Source organism: Mangrovimonas spongiae, assembly GCF_003944795.1.
In the GTDB taxonomy this organism is placed as follows: Bacteria; Bacteroidota; Bacteroidia; order Flavobacteriales; family Flavobacteriaceae; genus Mangrovimonas; species Mangrovimonas spongiae.
Genome location: NZ_RWBG01000002.1, coordinates 91,769 through 114,457, shown reverse-complemented (window position 1 = coordinate 114,457; position 22,689 = coordinate 91,769). Strand labels below are relative to the sequence as shown.

The 22,689-nt window shown below is 34.5% G+C and carries 17 protein-coding genes; 5 read left to right on the top strand and 12 right to left on the bottom strand.

The window, feature by feature from the left end:
• Positions 1-15: 15 nt before the first annotated feature.
• Positions 16-2,136: an ATP-dependent DNA helicase RecG gene (gene recG, locus EJA19_RS04820; protein WP_125467225.1), complete on the bottom strand. Its 2,121-nt coding sequence runs from the start codon at positions 2,134-2,136 to the stop codon at positions 16-18.
• Between the two features lie 82 nt (positions 2,137-2,218).
• Here recG and EJA19_RS04815 point away from each other — a divergent pair, with 82 nt between their 5' ends.
• On the top strand, positions 2,219-4,177 hold the full coding sequence (locus EJA19_RS04815; protein ID WP_125467224.1) for a M1 family metallopeptidase: 1,959 nt from the start codon (positions 2,219-2,221) through the stop codon (positions 4,175-4,177).
• A 3-nt stretch (positions 4,178-4,180) separates the two neighbouring features.
• Positions 4,181-5,071 (top strand): patatin-like phospholipase family protein, encoded by an 891-nt coding sequence (locus EJA19_RS04810; RefSeq protein WP_125467223.1) that lies wholly within the window; start codon positions 4,181-4,183, stop codon positions 5,069-5,071.
• Positions 5,072-5,073: 2 nt separating this feature from the next.
• Here the strand turns inward: EJA19_RS04810 and EJA19_RS04805 are convergent, their stop codons facing one another.
• Positions 5,074-5,592, bottom strand: coding sequence for a DUF7935 family protein (locus EJA19_RS04805; protein ID WP_125467222.1), 519 nt, complete (start codon positions 5,590-5,592; stop codon positions 5,074-5,076).
• Between the two features lie 65 nt (positions 5,593-5,657).
• Positions 5,658-7,217, bottom strand: coding sequence for an FMN-binding glutamate synthase family protein (locus EJA19_RS04800; protein WP_125467221.1), 1,560 nt, complete (start codon positions 7,215-7,217; stop codon positions 5,658-5,660).
• 141 nt (positions 7,218-7,358) lie between these two features.
• On the opposite strand from EJA19_RS04800, the gene EJA19_RS04795 reads away from it, so the two are divergent.
• A complete protein-coding gene (locus EJA19_RS04795) occupies positions 7,359-9,677 on the top strand; it encodes an ATP-dependent helicase (RefSeq protein ID WP_125467220.1) in 2,319 nt (772 codons plus the stop codon).
• Positions 9,678-9,682: 5 nt separating this feature from the next.
• On the opposite strand, the gene EJA19_RS04790 is transcribed toward EJA19_RS04795, so the two are convergent.
• Positions 9,683-10,546 carry an alpha/beta hydrolase gene (locus EJA19_RS04790; protein ID WP_125467219.1) on the bottom strand — a complete coding sequence of 288 codons (864 nt, stop codon included), beginning with the start codon at positions 10,544-10,546 and terminating at the stop codon, positions 9,683-9,685.
• 59 nt (positions 10,547-10,605) lie between these two features.
• Here EJA19_RS04790 and EJA19_RS04785 point away from each other — a divergent pair, with 59 nt between their 5' ends.
• On the top strand, positions 10,606-11,226 hold the full coding sequence (locus EJA19_RS04785) for an L-threonylcarbamoyladenylate synthase (protein WP_125467218.1): 621 nt from the start codon (positions 10,606-10,608) through the stop codon (positions 11,224-11,226).
• 53 nt (positions 11,227-11,279) lie between these two features.
• Here EJA19_RS04785 and EJA19_RS04780 read toward each other — a convergent pair whose 3' ends face one another.
• The 3 genes from EJA19_RS04780 to EJA19_RS04770 all read right to left on the bottom strand — a co-directional run bounded on the left by EJA19_RS04780 (position 11,280) and on the right by EJA19_RS04770 (position 13,670).
• Entirely contained in the window at positions 11,280-12,140 is an 861-nt protein-coding gene (locus EJA19_RS04780) for an OmpA family protein (RefSeq protein ID WP_125467217.1), read from the bottom strand.
• A 106-nt stretch (positions 12,141-12,246) separates the two neighbouring features.
• On the bottom strand, positions 12,247-13,227 hold the full coding sequence (locus EJA19_RS04775) for a glycosyltransferase family 2 protein (protein ID WP_125467216.1): 981 nt from the start codon (positions 13,225-13,227) through the stop codon (positions 12,247-12,249).
• Positions 13,224-13,670, bottom strand: a complete 447-nt coding sequence (locus EJA19_RS04770; RefSeq protein ID WP_125467215.1) for a type I restriction enzyme HsdR N-terminal domain-containing protein — start codon at positions 13,668-13,670, stop codon at positions 13,224-13,226. The genes EJA19_RS04775 and EJA19_RS04770 overlap by 4 nt, the downstream gene beginning before the upstream one ends.
• 26 nt (positions 13,671-13,696) lie before the next feature.
• Between EJA19_RS04770 and holA the strand changes: the two genes are divergently transcribed.
• Positions 13,697-14,701, top strand: coding sequence for a DNA polymerase III subunit delta (gene holA / locus EJA19_RS04765; protein ID WP_125467214.1), 1,005 nt, complete (start codon positions 13,697-13,699; stop codon positions 14,699-14,701).
• Here holA and EJA19_RS04760 read toward each other — a convergent pair.
• The 5 genes from EJA19_RS04760 to EJA19_RS04740 all read right to left on the bottom strand — a co-directional run bounded on the left by EJA19_RS04760 (position 14,698) and on the right by EJA19_RS04740 (position 22,639).
• The gene (locus EJA19_RS04760; RefSeq protein WP_125467213.1) at positions 14,698-15,177 is read right to left on the bottom strand and encodes a hypothetical protein; all 480 of its coding nucleotides are present in this window, start codon (positions 15,175-15,177) and stop codon (positions 14,698-14,700) included. The genes holA and EJA19_RS04760 overlap by 4 nt on opposite strands.
• 5 nt (positions 15,178-15,182) lie before the next feature.
• Positions 15,183-15,563: a DoxX family protein gene (locus EJA19_RS04755; RefSeq protein WP_125467212.1), complete on the bottom strand. Its 381-nt coding sequence runs from the start codon at positions 15,561-15,563 to the stop codon at positions 15,183-15,185.
• A gap of 10 nt (positions 15,564-15,573) precedes the next feature.
• Positions 15,574-17,184: a class I SAM-dependent methyltransferase gene (locus EJA19_RS04750; RefSeq protein ID WP_125467211.1), complete on the bottom strand. Its 1,611-nt coding sequence runs from the start codon at positions 17,182-17,184 to the stop codon at positions 15,574-15,576.
• A gap of 74 nt (positions 17,185-17,258) precedes the next feature.
• Positions 17,259-19,670 (bottom strand): alpha-ketoacid dehydrogenase subunit alpha/beta, encoded by a 2,412-nt coding sequence (locus EJA19_RS04745; protein ID WP_125467210.1) that lies wholly within the window; start codon positions 19,668-19,670, stop codon positions 17,259-17,261.
• Positions 19,671-19,852: 182 nt separating this feature from the next.
• Complete coding sequence (locus tag EJA19_RS04740) at positions 19,853-22,639, bottom strand: gluzincin family metallopeptidase (protein WP_170160050.1); 2,787 nt, start codon at positions 22,637-22,639, stop codon at positions 19,853-19,855.
• Between the last annotated feature and the right edge of the window lie 50 nt (positions 22,640-22,689).

The following is a 22,689-nucleotide window of genomic DNA, read 5'->3' as shown; positions in this document are numbered from 1 at the left end:
TTTTTGTGTCAAATCTTAACTAATGTAGTTCCAGATATTTTTAAACTTACTAAGTTGTTTGTAAGTATGTAATACAACCTGATGTTTTGGTAGTGTTAAGGAGGAATCCTCTTTTAATAGCTTTTTAGCGTAATAGCGAGCACTTTGTAAAATCTCTTTATCTTTTATTATGTTGGCTATTTTTAAGTTAAGAACGCCGCTTTGCTGTGTTCCCATAATATCACCTGGTCCACGCAGTTTTAAATCCACTTCGGCAATTTCGAAACCGTCATTGGTGCGAACCATGGTTTCTAAGCGTGTTTTGCTATCGCTAGAAAGCTTATGGCTGGTCATTAGTATACAATAACTCTGTTCGCCACCGCGCCCAACACGACCTCGTAATTGGTGTAATTGCGATAGTCCAAAACGTTCGGCACTTTCAATAACCATAACGGTAGCATTAGGTACATTAACGCCAACTTCAATAACTGTTGTGGCAACCATAATTTGAGTTTCGCCTTTGGCAAAGCGTTGCATTTCGTAATCCTTGTCGGTAGCTTTCATTTGGCCGTGAACGATCGAGATTTGATACTTTGGTGCAGGAAAATCTCGAGCAATACTTTCGTAGCCGTCCATCAAATCTTTATAGTCCATTTTTTCACTTTCTTGTATTAACGGATAGACAATATAAACCTGTCTTCCTTTAGCAATTTCATCGCGTATAAAACCAAACACCTTTAAGCGATTTTTATCATACCGATGAACCGTTTTTATAGGGCGTCTTCCTGGAGGTAATTCGTCAATAATTGAGATGTCTAAATCACCATAAACTGACATGGCTAAAGTACGTGGAATAGGGGTGGCTGTCATCACTAAAATATGAGGGGGTATAACAGTCCCATTTACCGCTTCACCTTTATGCCATAATTTACTTCGTTGCGCCACTCCAAAACGATGTTGCTCGTCTATAATGGCAAGCCCTAAATTTTTAAATTTAACCTTATCTTCAAGTAGGGCATGTGTGCCGATTAAGAGTTGTAATTCACCATTTTCTAGTTCTTTGTGAATTTTTTTTCTACTTGAAGTGTTACTTGATCCTGTAAGTAATTCTGTTCTGATATTCAGTTTTTTACACCATTCTAGCAATCCGTTATAGTGTTGAACTGACAAAATTTCAGTTGGAGCCATTAAGCAGGCTTGAAAACCGTTGTCAAGTGCTATGAGTATTGACATGAAAGCAACTATGGTCTTCCCAGAACCCACATCGCCTTGTAAAAGTCGGTTCATTTGTGCGTTGCTACCTAAATCCGAACGAATTTCCTTAATAACGCGCTTCTGTGCATGCGTTAATTCGAAAGGTAAATAGTTGTTGAAAAAGGTATTAAAATATGTGCCAATTTTATCGAAAGTAACCCCTTTTATTTTCGATTTATGAATTAAATTTTTTAAAATTAATTGCAGTTGAATATAGAATAATTCTTCAAATTTTAATCGGAATTGCGCCTTGGCTAAAAGGGCTTGATTTTTTGGAAAATGTATGTTAAAAAGTGCTTCACTTTTCGATAGTAAATTTAACTCAGAAACAAGGTGTTCAGGTAGCGTTTCGGCGAACCTATTTTTGGTGTCTAAAAACAGTTGTTGCATTACCTTACTTACCACTCGATTTGTAATGCCTTTATTAGTTAATTTTTCGGTAGAAGGATAAATGGGTTGCATTGCAGAGCGTAAACTTTTTTTATGCTCATCTAACAGTTCTATTTCTGGATGAGGCATGCTAAACGTGCCGTTATACCAATTAGTTTTTCCAAATATAACATAGGGCCTGTTAACTTTTAAGCTGTCTTTAATCCACTTTTGCCCACGAAACCATACGAGTTCCATAATTCCTGTATCGTCTTGGAATGTTGCAACAAGGCGTTTTCCGCGTTTTTGAGCCACTTCTCTAAATCGGATAATTTTACCTATTACTTGAACTTCAGAGGAATTTCGTTGTAATTCGTTAATCTTGTAATAGCGTGTACGATCTAAATAGCGATTAGGAAACAGGTTAAGTAAATCTTGATAGGTGTGAATACCTAACTCTTTGCGTAAAAGATCTGCGCGATTTGGGCCAACACCTTTTAAGTAATCTATGGGAGTTTGTAACTTGGTATTCATGGAAACGAATATAATGCTTAAACCTGAAAGATAAAACCTTAAAAAATGTGTATTTTGGCGTAATCGTTGTATAAGTTTAAGTATGAAACAAGTTATTGTTTGTCTTTTTTTTATTTGGAGTATTGTTGGTGTATGCCAACAGACTGAAATTGTAGATTTTAAGCACCTTAAGGCTAATTTAAGTTTTAATACAGAGGAAAGTAGTGTAATGGGAGAGCTAGTGTATCGTTTTAAAATTCGTCAAGCGACCGATTCTATTTATATTGATGCTATTAGTATGTTAATTGATAATGTGAAGGTAAATAATCAAGAAACCAAATGGTATAACGATGATAAAAAGCTTTGGATTATAAACGATTTCAAGACAAATACAACGTATAATCTAACATTTACATATCAAGCAACGCCTAAAAAAGCATTGTATTTTGTGGGTTGGGATAGTGCGGCGCCAAATCAAATTTGGACACAAGGACAAGGGAAATATACGAGCAACTGGCTGCCAAGTATAGACGATACCAACGATAAAATTGAGTTTGATTTAAACATAACGTTTGATAAAGAATATGACGTAGTTGCCAATGGAAACTTAGTCGAGAAAAAACCAAATAACGATGCTACAATAACCTGGATTTATAACATGAACAATCCTATGCCTAGTTATTTGGTGGCATTAGTTGTTGGTAAATACAATAAAAAGTTAGACATATCAGCGTCAGGAATTCCTTTGGAAATGTATTTTTACCCTAAAGATTCAAACAAAGTAGAACCAACGTATCGTTACACAAAACAGATGTTCAATTTTCTTGAAGAAGAAATAGGAAAACCTTATCCGTGGCAAAATTATAAGCAAATTCCGGTACACGATTTTCTTTATGCTGGGATGGAAAACACGAGCGCAACCATTTTCTCTGACGCCTTTGTGGTCGATTCTATAGCGTTTAACGATAGAAATTATATTAATGTAAATGCGCATGAATTGGCTCATCAATGGTTTGGAGATTTAGTAACAGCAAAAAGTGGAGAGCATCACTGGTTGCAAGAAGGTTTTGCAACATATTATGCCTTATTAGCTGAAAAGTCTGTGTTTGGAGAGCAGCATTATTATTGGCAATTGTATCAATATTATCAAGAGTTGGTTACGCAAGATAGAAATAGTAAAGGCACGTCGCTGTTAAATCCAAAATCAAGTAGTTTAACATTTTACAAGCGTGGTTGCTGGGTATTACACGCTTTAAGAAAGAGAATTGGTGACTTAGCTTTTAAGAAAGCTGTTAAAACGTATTTAAATAAATATCAATTTAAGAATGCAACAACATCAGATTTTATTTTAGAAGCCGAACAAGCAAGTGGTGAAGATTTGTCTGAGTTTGTAACTCTTTGGATTAAAAACAAACCTTTTCCAGAAACCGAAGCCAAAGCGTTATTAATGCAATCTACTTTTATACAAGAGTATGAAATGGCCGATTGCGAAACGGTTAACTCTAAGTGCGCATATTATTTGGAGTCTGGTATTTCAGATCAAGCAAAGGCGAAAATAGTACGTCAAGTGCCACATTTAGTAACATCGGAAACATTTAAAAATGCTATAGAAGTCAGGCAAGCTATTGCCGAAAGTGTATCGAAAATACCCTTAGCCTTAAAAAGTGATTACGAAACCTTACTCAACGATGCTTCTTACAAAACCAAAGAAGCAGCATTGTATCATTTATGGTTAAACTTTCCAGACGAGCGAGAAGTATTTTTTAACAAAACAAGACACGTTATAGGCGATGCTACAAAAAATGTGAGGTTATTATGGCTGGTTTTAGCATTGTCATCACCAGAATTTGAGCCAGATAACAATATGCTGTATTATAACGAATTAGTAAACTATACTTCTTCAGCTTATAATTATGAGTTACGAATAAGTGCTTTTCAATATTTAGAAGTTTTAAAAGCTTGTAATAACATTTGTCAAGAAAATTTAAATGAAGCCACAAAACATCATAATTGGAGAATGGTTACATTTGCTAAAGACCTCAAAAAACGATTAACTAACTAATAAATGAAAGCATTAGTCATCTCGGGTGGTGGTAGTAAAGGCGCTTTTGCTGGCGGTGTAGCCCAATATCTTATAGAAGAAAAAAAGAAAACCTACGATATGTTTTTAGGAACATCGACAGGAAGTTTGCTTGTTCCTCATTTGGCAACTAACGATATAGGTAAGCTTTACGATATTTATACCAATGTGCAACAGAGCGATATTTTTAGTATAAGCCCATTCGTACAACGTAAAAAAGGAGATAGAGAATATGTGTCTATCGATTTTATAAATTCGCTTTGGCAATTTATTAGAATGAAACGCACCTTTGGAGAAAGCAAAGCGTTAAAGAGAAATATAAAACGAAACTTTACTAAAGAAGAGTATGAAAAAATAAAAGCTACTAAAGAAGATTTGGTAGTAACGGTTTCCAATCTTTCCAAAAACAAAGTAGAATATAAGTCTATTCATGAATGTACGTACGAAGAGTTTTGTAATTGGATTTGGATTTCGTGTAATTATATTCCATTTATGTCGTTAGCCAAAGTAAATGGTTATGAGTATGGCGATGGTGGTTTAGGCTGTGTGGTGCCTATTCGCGAAGCCATACAGCGTGGCGCTACAGAAGTTGATGCTATTATTTTAGAATCTGAAAACATGGATCGTAATAAAGTGTTAGGGAAAAATCCATTTTCCTTAATGATTAGTTTATTTGGGCATTTATTAGACCAAATGGAGCGTAACGATGTATTAATAGGAAAATTGGCGGCAAAAAATAACAATGTCAAGCTAAATTTATACTATACGCCAACACAGCTTACCGAGAATTCTTTAATTTTTAGTAAACGTTTAATGACAAAGTGGTGGGAGCAAGGTTACGATTATGCTCATAAACGATTTAATGCGCCAGAATAGCCTTACCACATATCGCTAATATCATTTTTAATATAAGCCAAGGCAGTATTGCTAGGAGATTCTTGTTCCATTAAGTTGGTAAGAATAACTTCGCGAAGTTTATCGGCATCAGTCACTTTATCCGAATTGTTAGCTTTTCTAATAAGTTGAATCGTTGCATTTTTAGCGGTAGTAATTATACCCCAACATTCAGAACTTACATAAATTTGCTGTGTTAAATTATGTTCAAACTCTTGTTCAATTGTAGCAATTAATAATGCCTCATAATCATTACTTTCTTCTGATGTAGGTTGTACACGAACCAATAATCTGTTTAGAGAAATGCGCTCTAAAAATAAAGCCATTCTTTCGTAAGCTTGAAGACGAAGCGGAAGTGCTTCTTTTTGTAAATCTTTTTTAATTAAAAAGTTCCTGCGGTTAGTTTCATTATCCAAATGCTCTCTAAAAAACATAAAAGCAATAGCGCCTGTAACTAAAGTAGGAATACAGTACATTAACAGATTTAATAATTGATCTTGCATACTCTTTTTTTATTTGTTGCAAACATAAATAACTATTTGCAATATTGATAACACTTTAGTCTTAATTAAGTGTTTTTGCCTCCTAGATGCTTGCAATTCTTTAAATCTTGCATGCCTTTAAAAGGGACTATCGTTTTGTTGTAATAATAAGTTCGGTCTAGTTCTTTACTTAAGTTATGGTCGTCTACATTCACATCAATATCACTCATTTTAAACTGGCAAGGATGCTCGTAGCCAGCAGCATGTGTAATTTCTATAAACTCTTTTCTAAAGGTTTTAAAGTATTGTGCTAGTCGTTCCGATTTTAACGGAACATTAATACCACTTTGCAGCCACTTATTTTGAGTAGCCACACCACTTGGACAGCGATTGGTATGGCAAATTTGCGCTTGAATACAGCCAATGCTCATCATGGCTTCGCGAGCTACGTTTATGCAATCGGCACCCATAGCAAAAGCCATAGCTGCTTTTGCAGGAAAACCTAATTTACCACTGCCAATAAAGACAATACGTTCTGTTAAATCGTGTTTTTGGAATAACTTGTACAAGTCGCTAAAACCGTAAACCCAAGGTAAAGACACATGGTCGGCAAAACTAGGAGGCGCAGCACCCGTACCACCTTCGCCACCATCAACCGTAATAAAATCTGGGCCTTTTTTAGTAGTTTTCATGATTTGTGCCAATTCTTCCCATTGCTCCAATTTACCAATAGCCGCTTTAATACCAACAGGTAATCCTGTTTGTTGGGCAATATTTTCAATAAAATCAACCATTTCCTGAACATTGGAAAATGCCGAGTGGTTTGGAGGAGATAAGACGTCTTTACCAACTTCTACGTGACGAATATTGGCAATTTCCTGAGTGATTTTTTTTCCTGGTAAAACACCGCCTTTCCCTGGTTTTGCGCCTTGCGAGAGTTTAATTTCTATGGCACGAACAAAAGGATTGTTATTTACTAATTCAACTAATTTTTCCATTGAAAAATTACCATCTTTATCGCGAACCCCAAAATAGCCGGTTCCAAAATGAAAGATTACATCACCACCGTTAGAGTGGTAAGGCGATAAGCCACCTTCGCCTGTATTGTGGTAAGCTCCCGCTATTTTCACCCCTTTGTTAAGCGATTCGACAGCTTTAGCAGATAACGACCCAAAACTCATAGCCGATACATTAATCACAGAAGCTGGTCGGTAAGGTTTTTTGCGTTTGTTGTAAGCACCTATAACTTTGGCACAGGGTAAAAAGCTTTTGTCTATGGCATTAGGATGATTTTTATCAACTTTAAAAGGCATCATGGCATTATTTACAAAAATATGCTGATGTGCATAAATATCTCTATCGGTACCAAAACCTTCATAGTTGTTTTCGTGCTTAGCCGATGCATAAATCCAGCCACGTTCTATTCGATTAAAAGGAAGCTCTTCACGGTTGTTAGCTACAAAATATTGGCGCATTTCTGGTCCAATGCTTTCCAACATATAACGTAAATGTCCAACAATAGGAAAGTTATGACTTATGGTATGTGCTTTTTGAACAAAAACATCACGAATAACTACGATAGCTAAAAAAATAAGCAGCCACATCCACCAACTAATATTCCCTATAAACTCTAGAACAGTATCCATAAAAAAGTAACGTAATTTTTGTTAAAGATATTAAAATTGATGAAAAACCAACATTGAAAAAGTTGTTTATAATTATTCATAAAATCCTTTAATAAAAAGGGCTGTAATGGTTATTTTCACGTTTTAAAATGAGATTGAAAATTGGAGAAGTATTTAAGTCAGTTAAATGATGCCCAGTTAGCGCCAACGCTACAAAAAGAAGGGCCAATGATAGTAATTGCTGGAGCGGGTTCTGGTAAAACCAGAGTGCTTACATATCGTATTGCGTATTTAATGCATCAAGGGGTAGATCCTTTTAATATTTTATCACTTACATTTACCAATAAAGCAGCGCGTGAAATGAAAGCGCGTATTGCACAAATAGTAGGTGATAGCGAAGCAAAAAACTTGTGGATGGGAACATTTCACTCGGTTTTTGCCAAAATACTACGTATTGAAGCCGACCGTTTGGGGTATCCAAGCAACTTCACCATTTATGATACGCAAGATTCCGATCGTTTAATCCGAGATATTATTAAGCAGTTAAACCTTAATAAAGATATTTATAAATACAAACAGGTGCGTTCGCGAATTTCATCGTATAAAAACAGTCTTATTACTGTTAAAGCTTACTTTAACAATCCAGAATTAATAGAGGCCGATGTAGCAGCAAAGCGACCTAAAATGGGCGATATTTATAAAGAATATGTCGATCGCTGTTTTAAAGCAGGTGCGATGGATTTTGATGATCTGTTATTGAAAACCAACGAATTGTTGACAAGATTCCCAGATGTGTTGGCAAAATATCAAGATCGGTTTCGGTATATTTTGGTCGATGAGTACCAAGATACCAACCATAGTCAATATTTAATAGTTAGAGCTTTGTCCGATCGTTTTCAAAACATTTGTGTGGTAGGTGACGATGCGCAAAGTATTTATGCTTTCCGTGGGGCAAACATTAATAATATTCTCAATTTTCAACGGGATTATGATGATGTAAAAATGTATAGACTGGAGCAGAATTACCGTTCTACTAAAAATATTGTAAATGCAGCCAATTCTATTATCGATAAAAATAAAACCAAACTTGAAAAAGTAGTTTGGACCGCAAACGATCAAGGTCAAAAAATAATCGTTAATCGTTTGCTAAACGATGGAGATGAAGGTCGCTATGTGGCAAGTTCTATTTTTGAAAATAAGATGAACCATCAGCTTAGCAATAGTGATTTTGCTATATTATATCGTACTAATGCCCAGTCGCGTGCTATGGAAGATGCACTTAGAAAACGTGGCATAGAATACCGTATTTATGGTGGACTCTCATTTTATCAACGTAAAGAAATAAAGGACGTGTTGTCCTATTTACGATTAATCATTAATCCTAAGGATGAAGAAGCTCTAAAGCGTGTCATCAATTTTCCTGCAAGAGGAATTGGGCAAACCACATTAGATAGGTTACTTGTTGCTGCAAGCCATTATAATCGTTCCATTTTTGAAGTGATGAAGAATATTGACAAGGTGGACATCAAGATAAACTCTGGAACCAAACAAAAGCTTTCAGATTTTGTAACGATGATTGAAAGCTTTCAAATAATGAATGAAACTGCCAATGCGTTTGATCTAGCCGAACACGTCGTTAAAGCCTCAGGTCTTATTAAAGAATTTAATAAAGACCAAACACCAGAAGGTATAACTCGTATTGAAAACATTGAGGAAATGCTTAATGGTATGAAGGATTTTGTGGAAGAGCAGAAAGAATTGGCAGATACCACAGGATCGTTAGCAGAGTTTTTGGAAGATGTCGCTCTTGCCACCGATATGGATAACGACAAAGACGATGGAGATAAAGTTGCATTGATGACAATTCACTTAGCAAAAGGGTTGGAGTTTCCATACGTGTATATTGTGGGAATGGAAGAGGATTTGTTCCCAAGTGCCATGAGTATGAATACCCGAAGCGAGCTAGAAGAAGAACGTCGTTTGTTTTATGTAGCGCTAACTAGAGCTGAGAAACAAGCGTATTTAACTTATACCTTATCACGTTATCGTTGGGGAAAATTAATAGACGCAGAGCCTAGCCGATTTATAGAAGAGATAGATGATGAATATTTAGAGTTTTTAAAACCTAAGGAACATCAACGTGCCAACCCCATGTTAGATGCCGATATTTTTGGTGATGTAGAGCCAGATAAAATTCGTTTTAAAAAACCTAAAAAGCGTACAACCGAAAAGAAACCGCCAAAGTTTATACCTCCTAAAAAATTAAAGCCTGTCTCAAAAGTAGGAGGGAAAAGTGATGATGCTAATTTGTTTGATGGGAAATTAGCAAAAGGTAATATTGTAGAACACATGCGTTTTGGAAAAGGTGAAGTTCTAAAAATTGAAGGTGTTGGTGCCGATACTAAAGCCGAAATTAATTTTGAAAATGGCGGTGTAAAAAAATTACTACTACGCTTTGCTAAACTAGAGGTTTTAGGTTAGTATTTTTATAAATGTGTATCTATAAAAGTAGACAGTTTATTCATAGTGTCAAGTAAGTTGGTTCCCGTCCATCCGTGGGCTTCATTTTCATAAAGGGTGAATTCATGAATAACATTAAGCGCTTCTAATTTGTCTCGCATAGCAGTCCCTTGTGAGGTTGGCACTAACGGATCTTGACCACCATAAAATAATATAGTTGGTGGAGCAATTTCTGTAACTTGATGATAAGGACTTACTTCTTGTAGGTAACCTGTAGTGGCATCTACACCATAAAGATTTAATAATTCTTGTAGTTCGGGATTGTTATTGTTTAAATAAACTTCGTCGGTAAAATTGGTAGGACCAACAATATTAGCCACCATAGAAATTAGATTATTAGTATCGTAAGCATAACTCCAAAGCATACTTAAATGAGCGCCAGCGCTAACGCCAATAAAACCAAACTCATCATCTATAATATAATTATTTTGATTATTAACAAGGTGAGTTATAACACTTGTAAGATCATTCATTTGCATGGGATGAGGTGAGGTGTTTTCATTAGCTAAACGGTAATTTATATTTACTATAGCAATATCTGGAAAGTGAGTTCTTAAGTAATCTCTAAAAGCGTTCATATCACTTTTATCGCCAGAAGACCAGCCGCCACCGTGTACTAATAGAAGTGTTTTAGTGTTAAAGTTTCTATCAGCGGGCAGGAAAATATCAAAAGTTTGTTCAGAATCGTTACCGTAAGGTAGATCAAGTTCTTCTCTATAGTCTAAACTTTGTGGAAAAGTAGCGTTTTGCGAATTATTCTCATCAATAGAACAGGATAGTAAAACAGATATTATACTTATTGTTAGAAGAATATTTTTTGTAATTTTCATGTTTTATTTCAGGAATTGCAAGTGTTACAGTAATTTAACGCCTTTTTAAGATACATATTATGGCCGAATTAATAAAAATTTATGAAGAAAATCCGAACCCTCGAGAAATTAAGAAAGTAATCGAGGTGTTAAAACGTGGAGGATTAATTATTTACCCAACCGATACGGTTTATGGTTTAGGCTGTGATATTACTAATAAAGAAGCTCTTCAACGCGTAGCGAAAATAAGAGGTGTAAAACTTGAAAAAGCTAATTTCTCGTTTATTTGTAAAGACTTAAGTAATTTAAGCGATTACGTAAAACAAATAGATACATCGACATTTAAAATTTTGAAACGCGCACTTCCTGGACCATATACCTTTATTTTACCAGGATCGAAATCGTTACCAAGTGTTTTTAAGAAGAAAAAAACAGTAGGTATTCGTGTGCCTAATAATAATATAGCTTTAGAAATTGTAGATAAATTAGGAAACCCTATTATTTCTACTTCTATCCATGATGAAGATGAAGTTTTAGAATATACTACAGATCCTGAGTTGATTCATGAAAAATGGGATAAACTTGTAGATTTAGTAATTGATGGTGGTTATGGCGACAATGTGGCGTCTACGGTTATTGACCTTTCAGAGTCTGAGCCAATTATTGTTAGGGAGGGTAAAGGCGATTTAAATATCTTTTAAATAAAAAAGCCCAACAATTTGTTGGGCTTTCATTTATCCTACATAAGAAGCTATTAGTTTCCGCCTGCTTCTAAGTTTTTCATTTCTTGCTCTATCATTTCGTAGAATTCATCGATTTTAGGTAAAATCACAATTCTTGTACGTCTGTTAGCGGCTTTGCCTTCAGCAGTATCGTTTGACGCTACAGGGACAAAAGAAGCACGTCCAGCAGCAATTAGTTTAGCCGAATCTACACCTAAATCTTCAAGTACACGAACAACCGATGTTGCACGCTTTACACTTAAATCCCAGTTGTCAATTAATGGCGGCTTGTTATATGGAACTGGATCGGTATGTGCTTCTACCATACATTCAAAGTTTGGTTTACTTTTTACAACTTTAGCAACCTTACCAAGCACTTCTTTAGCACGTTCGTTTACAATATAACTTCCGCTTCTAAATAATAATTTATCAGCAATAGAAATAAACACTACACCTTTTTCAACATTTACCTCAATATCTGGGTCGTTAATACCAACTTCTTTTTTCAAGCTAGTAACAAGGGCTAACATAACACTGTCTTTCTTGTTAACGGCATCTTGTAAACGATTGATTTTAAGGTCTTTTTCTCTAAGGCTTTCTAAAGTTTTTTCAACATTCGAAGCTCCCTTAGTGGTTAGCATGGTTAAGTCCTTATTGCTCTGAATTAAGTTTTCGTTAGATTTTTTAAGGTCTGCAATACGCTCTTCTAGCGACGTTACACGCGATTGAGCCGAAGCTTTATCAGCTAAACACGAGTTAAGCTTTACAGTTGCAGAGTTTAAACGATCTTGCGTTTCTTTTTGTTTTGCTTCAAGTGCAGCATATTCTTTTTTAGAAACACATGATCCTAAAAGTAACATAGCTGAAACACCTAATAACATTATTTTTTTCATAGTTGTTATGGAATTAAATGGTTACCAATTTTAACATATCAAAATTATGTAAAAGATTGCTCGCTTTTACAGGTCTTAACAAAAACTTTAACATTTTTATGAACAATTAAAATGTCTTGTTTCTAGTTACGAAATAAGACCATACTATGGATGTTTTTTTGTAATAGTTTTTTCTTTTTGAAGTGGTTTTTCTAAATTTTAAAAGTTGCCCCAAGTGTGCATAATAACTAAAATGTGCCTTAATAATAGCCAAAATATGAACAAATTTAAACTGAAATAAAAACATAATACCAGCAACACCATCAAGAATTAACCTCGTTAAAACTAATAAAAATACGTTGCCATGTGCATTTTTTGTTAAAGTAAATAGACTATTTCTAAAATTTAAAAATGTTTTTCTAGGATTGGTATTTTTTAAAGTAGCGCCGCCAACGTGAAAAACAGTTGAAGCACCTACATATTTAATATTGTATCCTAAATTGAAAGCGCGCCAACACAAATCAATTTCTTCCATATGGGCAAAAAAGCGTTCGTCAAAACCATTTAAAGCGTTAAACACTTCTTTTCTTACAAAAAGACACGCTCCAGATGCCCAGAAAATATCAGAGGTATCGTTGTATTGGCCATTATCTTTTTCTATGGTATTAAAAATGCGTCCGCGACAATATGGGTAGCCAAATTTATCTATAAATCCACCACCAGCTCCAGCATATTCAAAATAATCCTTGTTGTTGTAATCCTTTATTTTTGGTTGAATAATGACTGTTTCAGGGAATTTTTCAAATGTTTCAAAAATAGGAGTTAACCAATTTTGAGTAACTTCTACATCGCTATTCAACAAGCAAAATATATCGGCATCAATATGTTTTAAAGCATCGTTATAGCCTTTGGCATAGCCGCCGTTGATTTGGTTTTGTATAATAGAAACAGTAGGGAAGTGCTTTTTTATATAGGCTACCGAATCATCTGTAGAAGCATTGTCGGCCACATAAATATCTGCATTTTGAGAATGTTCCAAAACCGAAGGCAAAAACGTGTCGAGCAACTGTTTTCCGTTCCAATTTAATATAACGATGGCTGTTTTCATTTACTGTATTCTGGAATGTCTCTTAAAAAATTATAACGTTCGTTATCAAAATCCATCTGACAATAATAATGATTTAAACCATTGGTTACCATCAAATATGACGCATTTAACGTTAGGTTGTATCGCGCAATTTGGTCAAAAGTGTCCTGGGTGATATTGATTTTTGGTGCTTTGCATTCCACAACTAAATGAATACTACCATCTGGATTAAACACGACAATATCGTAGCGTTTTTTTAAGCTGTTAACGGAGAGTTCTTTTTCAACATTAATTAACGATTTGGGATAATGTTTTTCTTCTATTAAATAATGAACACAATGTTGACGCACCCATTCTTCGGGTTGTAAAATCACAAATTTTTTACGAATAACATCAAAAATAGAAGCTTTATTTTCGCTATTTTTGAAACGAAACGAATATGTAGGAAAGTTAAGTCTTTGCACATCGCAAATTTGGTGATTTTTTTTAAATGGACGAAGTAAAACAGATTGTAACCGATATAAAACAGAAAAAATTAAAACCTATTTACTTTTTAATGGGTGATGAACCGTATTATATTGATAGAATTACAGAATTTATTGAGGAGAGCATATTAACCGAAGAAGAAAAAGGCTTTAACCAAATGGTGTTGTATGGAAGAGATGTTGCTGTTGATGATATTGTAAGCAACGCCAAACGCTTTCCTATGATGGCAGAGCATCAAGTGGTTATTGTTAAAGAGGCGCAACATTTATCGCGAACCATAGAGAATTTGGCTGCTTATGCCGAAAACCCGCAACTTAGCACTATTCTTGTTGTTAATTACAAGTACAAAACCATAGACAAGCGTAAAAAACTGTATAAAACCTTAAAGAAAAGTGGTGTTGTTTTTGAAAGTAAAAAACTTTACGATAATCAAATATCTGATTGGATTCGTCGGGTACTTTCTGGACAAAACTATAGCATTACGCCAAAAGCTGCGCAAATGCTTGCCGAGTTTTTAGGAACCGATTTAAGCAAAATTAGTAACGAATTAAATAAGCTAAAATTGCTACTTCCTGAAGGGACACAAATTACGCCAGAACATATTGAAGAAAACATAGGAATTAGCAAAGATTACAACAATTTTGAGTTGCATAAAGCCATAGGAGAACGCAATAGTGAAAAAGTGTTTCGTATTGTGAAATATTTTGGTGAAAACCCTAAAGACAACCCTATGATTGTTACAGTAAGCTTGTTGTACACCTATTTTTCAAGGTTGCTAAAACTCCACGGTTTAAACGATAAATCGGCTAGGAGCGTGGCCTCAGCTTTAAAAGTAAATCCTTATTTTGTAAATGAATATATTGTAGCTGCTAGAAACTTTCCTATGCGAAAAGTAAGCGCTATTATTGCCGATTTAAGAACATTTGATGGTAAAAGTAAAGGTGTTGGTGCTAATGCTATTCCCCAAGGCGATTTGTTAAACGAATTAATGGTGAGAATTTTAAATTAATTGACCAACAGTTCCTCTAATTCTAATAAATAATCGTGTTGTAAGTCGTCGTGTAAGGCTGTTATTTTCTTTTTAATAGCTACTATTTGCCTATCGTAAAGATTGCTTAAAGCTTTATTTCTAAAAATATTGGGTTTAAAGTCTTTTAGTTTTTTACAAAAGTAGAGCAGGAGTTCTACTTCCGTAGCTTTGCTATTGGAATATCTACTATAGGTTCTAATTTGTCGTAAAATCTTCCGAATACTTTTCTTAATGTAGAAATAACTAGCCGTATTAATTGCCTCAAAGTCTTCATCTAAGGTTTTAATAATAGAAGCAACGTAGCCATCTTCGTCATGGGCTTCAAAAAGTAAATAGGTAAGTAACTCTTTATTTTCTTTTTTAAAACGCCCCAACCTAAGGCAAAGCTGCAGTAGCTCGTCCTTAGATTGATGCTGTAATTCTTTTTTTATGTTGCTTAAGCGTTCGGCTTTCATAAAGATTAATACCCTTTTCTTCCATCAATAGATAAACGTCCAGGACCAGCCAAGAAAATAACCACAAAAGCCAAAAGATATAAAATAGCCATTTCTTTTGTTTTTAATGGGTCGCTGGCGTGAACAATAAACGCAGCAACAGCCATAGTAATAGCAGCAGGAATTGCGGCTAGTTTGGTTTTAAATCCGATAATAATCATAATAGGGGCAAGAACTTCGCCTATTAATGTTAGTATTAATGAAACTGTTGGTCCAACACCAAGCGGGTCACCAAAACTAGAAGGATCAGACAGCATACTAATTTTAGGAATACCGTGTGTAAGCATCATTCCCGAAAAGCCAATGCGTAGTATGGCTAAAGCTAAGTCTGTAAAATTTTTGTTCATATAGTTTGTTTTAGTTTTTTCCTTTTAAAAGATTAATGCTAACTGTTGCAAGTTCGTTATTGGGAAATTTAGAGACATATTTTTCCACCGGTTTTAACCCAATGTCTTCAGCGATAGTTTTAAATACATCTATTTCTACAATATACTGGTCGCTATATCCATGTGTGGCATCGTAGGCGGTTGCTGGTGTTTTTCCTAGATTAACTGCCGTAAGTTCTGGTTTTAAAGTATGTAATTCAATAATTAATAATCCAAAACGTTCTACAAAAGGTTTCCATTTTTCAAGATGTTCACGTAAGGAATCTTCAACTAAATTATTACTGATGCGTTTTCCTTTGTAAGCAAAAGCACCAGATGATGCACTAATGTTTTTAGTGGTTTGTTGTGGTGCTTCCCAAATACGGTTATGATCTAAAAATGTACGAACGTTTAATAGATCGCTAAGTTTAATATTATAATCTTCATCCAAATCTTTTGACAACAAATCTGGACGACCAATATCGCCCCAAATAACTTTGGCCCAAATATCAGCTTTTATTAAGTTAGCACGCGTAACTTTTAGCGCTGCTTGGTTAAAATCGGCACCAACAAGTAGTAATGGGTGTTCTTCAAGCATTTTTCCACGTAAGGTTTGATGCTCAATGACTTCAAAAATATGCTGGATAAAAGCACCATTCCCACAACCCATATCTAATATACCTTTGGGTTGCTCTTCTATAGGCTTGTTGAACAGTTCAATGATAACTTGATCAATGACCTTAAAATAGGTTGAATGCGCGCCACCGCTTCCCCAAACGTTCATTTCGCGATGGACGTGTTTTTCGGTGTCACCAGGGTTGTCTGTTTTTAGAACCAATGGATTGCCAAAAATCAAGTCATCCAAAGCGATAAACGTTGGTAGGTAAGATACCGTAACACCATAAGCTGTGGCACGTTTTGCAAAAAACAAGCCTTTATCGGTAAATTGATAGGTGTCTTTTTTCTTTTTGAACCATCCTAGATACGCAAAGAAATCTAATATTTTTTTAAAACTTTCAGGATCTTTATGATATTCTTCAGCTCTAAAAGACGCTTCCATAAAGTACTTATGAAACAGTCCGTTAACACCAAGAAGTACAATTATTGGGGCGACAATAGCACCTTCAATATGTTTTAAAATCTGTTGTTGAATGGGGTTGGTTTCATACTCGGCAAGTCCAAAATGATTTTCGTACGATTTAAAAATACGTTCTAGTACGATAAAAGCATCCGGACCAATATGACCTTCTTCTGGGAATTTAACCGAATAAGCGAGTAGCTTAACCGCATCTTCATAAAGTGTTGCTAACCTAAAAGCTTCTTCACTTTGGTTATTTATTTCATAGAAAATTTTATTGGTAGCGTTATTTAAATGTTGCGTTAACCAACCTTGTGAGCAAAGTATTCTTAACCCTACGTTTAAGTAACCTTCGTTAGCATTAAAGTCTTTAGTGATGTCTTCTAAAGCAACTTTTTGATGTTTGAGTAAATAATCTAGAACACCTTTTTTATAAAGCGCATATGCCGTTGTAGCTGTAGCAATTCCATCTAAGTGTTTAAAAATAGTTCCTCGAAATATCGCTTTTTCAGATTTTGTTAGCATGTATTAAATATAAAAAAACCTTTTAGGTTTATAGTATTACCTAAAAGGTTTTTCAAAATGATATTTAAAATTTGTTATTTAAGTTTTGGATAGTCGTTAGGACTAACTTCGTGCATAACGTTGTAAACGGCTTCAAAAATATCTTCGGCAGAAGGTTTAGAAAAATAATCGCCGTCTGTTCCATAAGCTGGGCGATGTTCTTTAGCCGTAAGTGTTATTGGTTTACTGTCAAGGTGAATGTAAGCGTTTTGGGTGTTTAATATTTCGTTTAAAATATACGCTGAAGCACCACCAGGAACATCCTCATCTATAACCATTAGTCTATTGGTTTTAGCAACACTTTTTACAATATCGTGATTCAAATCGAATGGTAATAAACTTTGAATATCTATAACTTCAGCATTAATACCAACTTCAAGAAGTTCTTTGGCAACATCTGAAACAATGCGTAATGTTGATCCGTAGGATACTAATGTAATATCTGTACCTTCTTTTACAGTTTCAACAATACCAATAGGGGTTTTAAATTCACCAATATTTGCTGGCATTTTTTCTTTTAAACGGTAGCCGTTTAAGCATTCTACAATAAGTGCAGGTTCGTCACTTTCTAATAGGGTGTTGTAAAACCCTGCGGCTTTCGTCATATTTCTAGGAACAAGCACGTGTATTCCTCGAACTAAATTAATAATGCCACCCATTTGCGATCCAGAATGCCAAATACCTTCTAATCTATGTCCACGTGTACGAACAATTAATGGCGCTTTTTGGCGTCCTTTAGTTCTGTAGTGTAAAGTGGCCAAATCATCACTTATAATTTGTAGTGCATACATTAAGTAATCTAAATATTGAATTTCGGCAATTGGGCGTAATCCACGCATTGCCATACCAATACCTTGTCCAAGAATGGTGGCTTCACGTATACCAGCGTCGGCTATGCGTAATTCACCGTATTTTTCTTGAAGCCCTTCTAGTCCTTGGTTTACATCGCCAATATTTCCTGAATCTTCACCAAAAATGAGCGCTTCTGGGTATTTGTTAAATATAGCGTCAAAATTGTCGCGTATAATAATTCTAGCATCAACATCTTTACTGTCTTCATTGTAGATAGGAGCGACACCTTCTATTTGGGTCGCAGATTTATCGGATTGACTGTATAAATGCGAGCTATACTTAGGTTGAATGTCTTTAGATAGTGTATTAAACCAATTTATTAATTGGTTTTTTTCATTTGAGTCTTCACCTATTACGTAGCGTAACGATTTTCTTGCTGCCGAGAAAATGTCTTTTCGCATAGGCTCGTCTATGGTATTTAAATCGTTGGCTAATTTTTCTATAAATACTTTGTTGGCACCAACTTTAGCTAAGTTTTGTAATAAGTTAACTAATTCTGAACGTTCTTTTAAAATAGGTTGCATAAATGCTTCCCAAGCCGCTTTTTTGCCATTTCTAACCTCTTTTTTAATGGCTTTTTCAATAGCTGTAAGTTCTTCTTCGGTAGCCATACCACCAGCAATCATCCAAGCTCTCATTTGTTGATTACAGTCATATTCTTTTTCCCATTTTAATCTGTCTGGACTTTTATAGCGTTCATGCGAACCAGAGGTTGAGTGTCCTTGTGGTTGTGTTAATTCTTGAACGTGAATGAGTACAGGAACATGTTCTTCTCTAGAAATTTCGCTGGCTTCTTGATAAGTTTCAATTAAGGATACATAATCCCAACCTTTAACTTTTAAAATTTCGTAGCCTTTTGCGTCTTTGGTTCTTTGGAATCCTTTAAGGATTTCGGAAATATTTTCTTTAGTTGTTTGGTGCCTTGCGTGAACAGAAATACCATATTCGTCGTCCCAAACACTAATAACCATAGGAACTTGTAAAACGCCTGCGGCATTTATGGTTTCAAAAAACAAGCCTTCGCTAGTACTAGCATTACCAATGGTTCCCCAAGCGATTTCATTTCCGTTTACCGAGAAGTTTTCGGTGTTTATACCATCAACATGTCTGTAAATTTTTGAGGCTTGTGCTAAGCCTAATAAGCGTGGCATTTGCCCAGCAGTAGGAGAGATATCGGCACTAGAGTTTTTTTGTTTGGTTAAATTAACCCAATTCCCATTCTCATCTAAACTATGGGTCGTGAAGTGACCTCCCATTTGGCGACCGGCAGACATAGGTTCTTTTTCTAAATCGGTATTGGCATATAGTCCAGAGAAAAATTGTTCTATAGTTAACTCTCCAATAGCCATCATAAACGTTTGGTCTCTGTAATAACCAGAACGAAAATCACCATTTTTAAATGCTTTAGCCATGGCCAATTGCGGGACTTCTTTTCCATCACCAAAAATTCCAAATTTAGCTTTTCCAGTTAAAACTTCTCGTCGTCCTAATAAACTACATTCGCGCGATGTTACGGCTATTTTGTAATCGTTAATAACTTCTTTTTTAAAGTCTTCAAATGATAAGTCGTTTTTAATATCTGGATTTGTTTGCATAGCTTTAATTTGAGTTGTTGCAAAGGTAGTTAATTATTGTGTGAATTGCAATTGAACTATTGCTTGAAAAACTGAATATTTGTTAACAATTTTCTCTTTTTAGGAAGTTAAATTGAAGAATAACTAACAAAACACATCATAAATGAGAATTCATTAAAGAAAAACGAGCTGAATTCTTAATTTTAATACCAGCGTCTTGAGAATAATCCAAATAAGGTTTGAAGGTCGAGCGCGATAATAAAGCGTATTTTTTGATCGTAGTTAGGTTGGGCTATTTCCCATCCTAAGTTTGAGTATATAGGAAAGTAGAGTTCAAAATAATCATCTACTAAGCTAAATCGTATGCCAGAATCGTAAACGAATTTAGCATCGTTGTAATGACTTTTTACTAATCCCGCATCGCCATAGGCATGAATGTACCTCCAAATGGTTGTGCTACCATTTATTGTAGAAATCCATTGGTTGGCGTAAGGTGTGTTTAGTTTAGATTTAAAACCACCTTCGGCAATAATTAATTGTTGGCTAAATAATCCTGATTCTTCAGATCTACCATAATAATTGTAATCAAAAAGATAATCTGTTGGTCTGTCTAGAGCAAAACTAAAATAATTGGATGTTTGGTAGGAGTTATTATATAGAAATAAACCAGTAAAGAGCCTTAAATTATATTGGCGGTTTTTTTCGGTTAGCTTTCTATATTCGTAAGTGAATGAAAGTTTACCAAATTTTTTGGCTAATTGTAAATCGGCATTCCATGAGTTGTAGTTTTTTAAATTTGGGTCGCTTTGACCGTAATTCATATTAAAAACACTATAACTAGGCTCGTCTTCTACGTTAAATTCACCAGTTGGGTCTTCTTCGCGGTTTATATTTACGTAGCGAAGTGTTAAATACTTTTTTTTGTTGTCTCTAAGATTTTTGTGGTCTCGAAATCTAAATTGTAGGTATGGTGTGAATTCTGAATAAGATAATTCTGGTGCATAATTGGAGTATTCTCCTGTTAAACCATACCTTACGTAGTATAAGTTGTTGTTTTTTAAATTGTGTTTGTAACTAAATTTGGCCTTTCCTCTTAATTGTTTGCTTCGTAAACCATAGGTTGGTCTTATATCGTAATGAAACGGTTTTTCCAGTACTGTTTTATTAGCTAGTTTAATACCAGGAGAGACGCCATCGTATAAGTTATAATCAAATTGTGGCATAAAAAAGACTTGATTGTAATAGGGGTCTTCTATATCGGTAAACAATCTAAATTGTAAAGGTCTATTGTTTAGTAAAAAGCCTTTAGTAGATTTCCAGTTGTCTCTTAAATTAAATTCGGGAATGGACTTGTCGTAATTTAAGACTAGTTTTTCAATATTGTTGTTTGGTATGGTAATAGTTTTTTCGCCATGAATGTGTTCTACCCAATATTTAGAAATAACAGTATCGTTGTTTATGCCAAATAACGATACGGGCATGTTGTTATTACGCTTGTTTTTTATGGTAACTTTAATGGAGTCTTTAGTGCTTTCTAATTGGGTTATTTTAAAATCTATTTGCTTGTTTGTCTTTAAATAGTCGGTAAAAAACCAATTAATATCTTTGGTTGTATTGCTTTTAAGCAGGTTTTCAAAGTCTTTAGAGTTGGTTTGTTTTAAAGCATAGTCACTTAAATATTGTTTTATGGTCTTTTCTACGGTATTGGCGTTTACAAAATCGTCTAAATAGCGTAATCCAATACCTGCTTTATATTTGTTAGCAATGTTTTCGTTAAATTTTAACAGCGAATCTTTTTCCATAAGTAATGGTTGGTCTAGGTTTTCTCTAGCCATATGCATGTATAGAAAGTTATACTGATCGTTAAAATCTAATTGTGCTGCATGAAACGAACGAATACCCCATATTTTAGATAGTGTTCCAAAGATTTTCATATTAGGATAGTATTCATCTACATATTTCATAAGAAAATATGTTTGAAGCCCATCGATAATCCATTGATCTTCTCTTGGATTGATTATTAAGGTATTTTCTAAATAATTATGTAATGCTGTTTTTAGAATTTTAAGTTCGTATTGAAATTTATCAGGAAAAGGTCGAATAAAATCGGGGAGAAGGTTTAACCCATAAATAGGATTTTTTTTATAATCGATGTGCGTTAGTAATAACTTTTTGTGAGGGTACTCAATTAAATTCTCTTTTAAAAATTTAGAAACATTATCTATAACTAAAGCTTTATCTACAATATGTAGCTCTTCGTCATCTATATTAGAAACTAACAAGAAATTATCTGTGCCGGTAGTGCTAAAGTTGTTTTGTTTTTGTAAAAATAATCTGGAATTAATTCTTTTTTCTCCAGTTAGTACAGTTGTTATAGTGCTATCGTTTTCTGTGGAAGTTAATTCATCTAATTCGGAAGTTAATGTATAGATTTTAGGGTATGTAGCTTGCAGTATTATATTGGCTTCAGGAGCAAATAAATCGTCTAAATCTTTATTACTGTAATATTGCCATTCGCCATTAAAAACAGCCGGTGTAATATACCAATATCTTAAGTTAAAATTGCCATCAGAAGTAAAACCATACCTCGTAAATTTATCATTGGGTACTTGAACAATGTAATTTATTTTTATCGTGTAGCTTTGGCTTGGTTGTAGTGGTGTTTGTAGCGCGACTTTAATTACATCGATATGATTTTTCAATCTGTCGAAGAAAACATCTTCACCATTTTGGGTAATAGATGTTACTACCGAATACCCTCTGTCTTCATTTTTAGCGAAGTGAAATTCTGTTTTGTATTCCTCGGCAAATCTATTAGCTAATGGTGTTTTTTTAGTTGAGTAACTATGGCTCCAATCGTTTAGATAAATGGTGTCTAAAACTTTGTTTGATGTATTGTAGTAGGTTATGTTTTGCGAGATTTTTATGCTCTTGTTTGTAACATTAAAATCAGCCTTAATATCAATCTTGTTTTGGCATAACAGTGGCATACTACTTAAAAATAAACTTAATATAAGTAGTAAATACGGTAAACTAGAAA